1 protein-coding gene and 1 pseudogene are annotated in these 3880 nt (G+C 62.2%); both read right to left on the reverse strand.

The features are described 5' to 3' along the window. Positions 1-726: 726 nt before the first annotated feature. Positions 727-2853, reverse strand: a complete 2127-nt coding sequence (locus EN906_RS25860; RefSeq protein ID WP_127272556.1) for a hypothetical protein — start codon at positions 2851-2853, stop codon at positions 727-729. After that, positions 2853-3880, reverse strand: a pseudogene (locus tag EN906_RS25865) (hypothetical protein); the annotation flags it as partial. The gene EN906_RS25860 and the pseudogene EN906_RS25865, both read right to left, overlap by 1 nt.

A 3880-nucleotide genomic window follows, 5' to 3' on the forward strand; every position in this document is an offset into this window, starting at 1 on the left:
CGTGTAAAGAACTCCAATGTTTCACGGGTCAGACCTTTGCGCTTCGGCATTGGGCTTTGGTCGGGTTCTTGCCCTCGGAAATGAAAAAGCCCGCCGGCCGTGAGGCCAGCGGGCTTGCTTGACCGCCCTTGAGCGGCGATTCGCTACTTCCCCGGATTTGGTTAGGTCGGATCCAACGGGGGAAGAGATGATGGGGTTGGCGAAGCCGTCACGGACGACAGTCGCTCACGCTTCGTGAAAACGGGCTTCTGATAGATCTTCTTCATCGACATTCCCCTTTGCCAATCCGCAATGTGTCACTCTTTGGCTTAGGCCGGGCAGCGTGTCAATCGCGCGACAAAAAGCCCGCCACCTCTCGGTAGCGGGCAAGGTCTGTAGTAGCTGGGATCAACCAGCATAGGTCAACTTGCGGCGTCGGGGATAGTTGCGATGGTCGGGCGGATTCCAACTCTTGCCGCCCTAACCTGATGCTAAATCGGCCGCCTGCCCCGCATCTTTCAATACAGGCTGTTTCCGCATATGTTCCGCCACATGTCCCGGAACACCGTCCTTCAGATAATTGCCGCCTTGATTACGATTGCGGTGCTGGCGGTACTGCATCAGGGGCTTGACTGGTTTCTTAGCAGTCTTGAACCAAAATTCATGATGGGGCTGGTCGTCGGCTTTATGGCGGGGACAGTCCTGGTTCTGCTTATCTGGTACTATGAGGACCGCAAAGTGCGGTATTCAAGGGCGGTTGGCCCCGGCGGGGCCGCTGAGCAAAAGCGCTCGCGCAACGCGATCGACCTGTGACTGCTGAATCTGAGATCCCCGGCCGGCCTTCATAAGCGCTTCCAATACTGCGCTCTGTTGCGGGCCGCCTATCAGCGTGCGAGCCATGTCGGCTATAGCCTTTTCGTTTCCGCCATTGTTCAAGGCGTCAATGACCTTATCCACCGTCCGCATGCCGGCCGCTCGGGCCGCGCCGCGGGCACCGCCGGCAATGAAGCCTTCGCGTAAGCCAAACCCGGGGGCGTTGGCGGGATCAATTGCTTCGCGAGCAGCGACACGCGCCGCCGTCTCCGAATTGCGCGTGACGATGTTCGACGTGTCGGCAAACAGCTTTTCCCGGTCAAGCAGATCGATGATGGAGCGGGCCTTGTCGGACCCGAAAAGCGTCGACAGACGAGCCCTGTTCCAATCGCCTTCGCCCTTGATGAGCCGCTGAAGCGCTACACGGTCGTTTGCGTTGGTACCGACGATGCGCTCTATCTCCGCCCGAGCGCCTTCACGCAACCGAAGCGGCACAGCGGACGGCCCGACTTGCAGCCCCTGCGGCAATGCACCTTGCCGGACTTCTGCGGCGAGTTCGTCGGGGCGCGGCGCTTCCCGGCCGCTTGAAAGGACGGATTGGCCACGCCCAACAGCCTCTTTCTGCCGGGCCAGCTCTGCATATTTCGCGTCAACTTCCTTGATCCCGGGAACCGATGCCCGAAGCTCGTCGTCAACAGTCTGCCGCGCCGTGGTCAGGGCGTTGACGGCGTTCGTTCCCTGGGTTGTCTCCAACATGTCGTCTATAGCGTGCCGCGTGTTCAGCAATTCGCCCGCGTCCGAAACTAGAGACGTGCCGGGGGGCGGTTGGCCATCGGCCCGAGCCCGAGCAATGTCAGCCGGCGTTGGCTGATGGTCCAGCATCGAGCGGACACGCTGCACAAGGCGCTGCGGCTCGCCGCGCAACGTCTGGGCTTCGGTTTCGAGATAGCGGGCAATCGGTAAAGTGTCGACCGGGCCAGCATCGCGCAATGCCTCTTGATATTCAGGCGCGAGGCGCTGTTGGTTGGTATTGGCTCGATCGATGATGCGCGAGGGCGTGGGAGCTTCGCCAAGCGTTTCATCAAGGGCCGACCGGATACGCCAGTTAGCATTAGCATCGCGTGCGCCGATTGCGTTTCGAACGATTGCCTTGCCCTCGCCTGGGGTGGCGGCAATAGCGCCGGCGGTATGCCGCATGTTCGCGCCAAGGTCCATCAACATGCCGTTGTCGCCGAGCTGCGACAGTGCAGCGGGATCTACGGCATCCTGACGAACAGCCCCCGCCAAGACCTTGGCGGCGGTCTTGTCGAGCCCGAGGGCGCGCGCGACCGCGCCGATGTGGAGGTTGTCGGCGACGGCCTTGACGCCCTTGCCGATCAGCGGCGCCAAGAATGGCGCAGCCAAACCAGTCGCAAACCCGATCCCGGCGCCTTTGCCGGTTTCTTTGATATCTCCCCCCGAACGCACAGCAGAATCCGCACCGTTGATCGCGGCTCCAGAAAGCGCGCTAAGGCCATATTGCAGAGGCTTCGACGCAGCTCCAATGCCAAACACCTCTGGCGCAGCCATCATCGCCGGCAATGTTCCGGCAACCGCACCCGTCACGTTGCCAAGCGTCCGCGCGACAGGGTGGGCCTCGCGGCTCGCCTCGTTCATGCGGGTCATCTCCGCATTGACTTTGGAATAGAGTTCGCCAGTGAGAAGCGAGCCTATGGCAGCGGACGCGGCTGTAAGACCCTTATCGATGTAGGGACCGGCGATCGGCACGCCCTCGCCTGTCGATGTCAGGTAGGTTCCCATGGCGCCCATGTCAGGACTCGGAACAAACGTGGGTGCCTCGTGGCCGCCTTCCGGCTCGGGGCCGCCGCCGGCTATGATCTGTTGCGCCTTCGCGATCCCTGCTTTCGCGCGAGCGTCAGCATCCGTTGCGGCTGCGTTGGGAGGCGCGGCCGGGAGCGACTTGGCAATCTCGTCCACTGCCGCGTTCTGCTGCTCGGGCGTCATCGACAGAAAGGCGTCGTCGACCTTGACCTTTTGGCCCTGGATGTTGAGCGTTGCCATCAGGGTTCAATGCTCCATTTCAAGCCGTTGCTCGTCGTGCCGGCGCCGGTCGGCTCCCCAGCCGGAGCATCGCCGCCGCCGCGACTGCTCCTGATGGCGTCGACCATCGCACGGACGCGCGCCAGCTTGTCGTTGACCGATTCCTTTGCCTCGCCCGGCTTGGGCGTCAGGATGGAGGCCTGGTTTTCCACTTCGGCCGGCGCCGCCGTGGCTCCGGACACGCTGTAGAGATAGGATGCGATTATTGTTTTCAGCGAGTTCGAAGCGCGCTGGTAGTCCGACGATTTCAGGTAATCCGCCCCGTAGTCCGATCCGTGCGGCACGGCTGAAAGCGCCTGATCCGAGAGATTAGACAAAGCGGAGAAATTATCTTCGACAATCTTCAGCTCGGGCGCGACCACTGAATACAGCTTGGCGTCTCGCTGCTGCTGCTCGTTCGGCGGCTTCGACTTCGGACCGGTCAGCGGGACGATTCCCGCATTCTGGTTGGGAACCGGGTTGGCGGCGCGCGGGCTCATCGGTGCGATCGGCGCCGGAGGTGTTTGCACGGGCGCCGGAGAGGCCGGCGGTGAAGCGGGACCAGGCGCGGCGGCGGGCGGTGCGATGGGCTGGGGAGCCTGTCCAGGCATCTGTGCGACGATGCCGGAAGGCGTCAGGAACATCATTTCTCCATTCGGGCCGGTGATGGTCTTGCCGGCCGCGATCTGGGCCGCCTGTTCCTGTGTGACCTTGTTGTTGTTTACCAGCCAGTTGAGCGCCTGGGCGTCGACTGCATTTCCCTTGAACATGTTTGCTTGGCCGCCGCCGGGCGATGCGGCGACAGCTTTCGTTTCACCTGTGCGCTTGTTGTACAGCGTGCCGTCGTCAAGCTTCTCCCAATCGGTCTGCTGACCCGTATAGACGGCCTGATGGGTCTTCGGATCGACAAGAGAACCGCCAACCTCAATGAGCTTGTCCTGGTCGGCTTGCATCTTGCGCTCGTCGAGATCGAGCCTCGCCTTTTCGGCCGGCGTCATCTGCGGATTGC

Source organism: Mesorhizobium sp. M7A.F.Ca.CA.004.06.1.1 (assembly GCF_003999135.1).
In the GTDB taxonomy this organism is placed as follows: Bacteria; Pseudomonadota; Alphaproteobacteria; order Rhizobiales; family Rhizobiaceae; genus Mesorhizobium.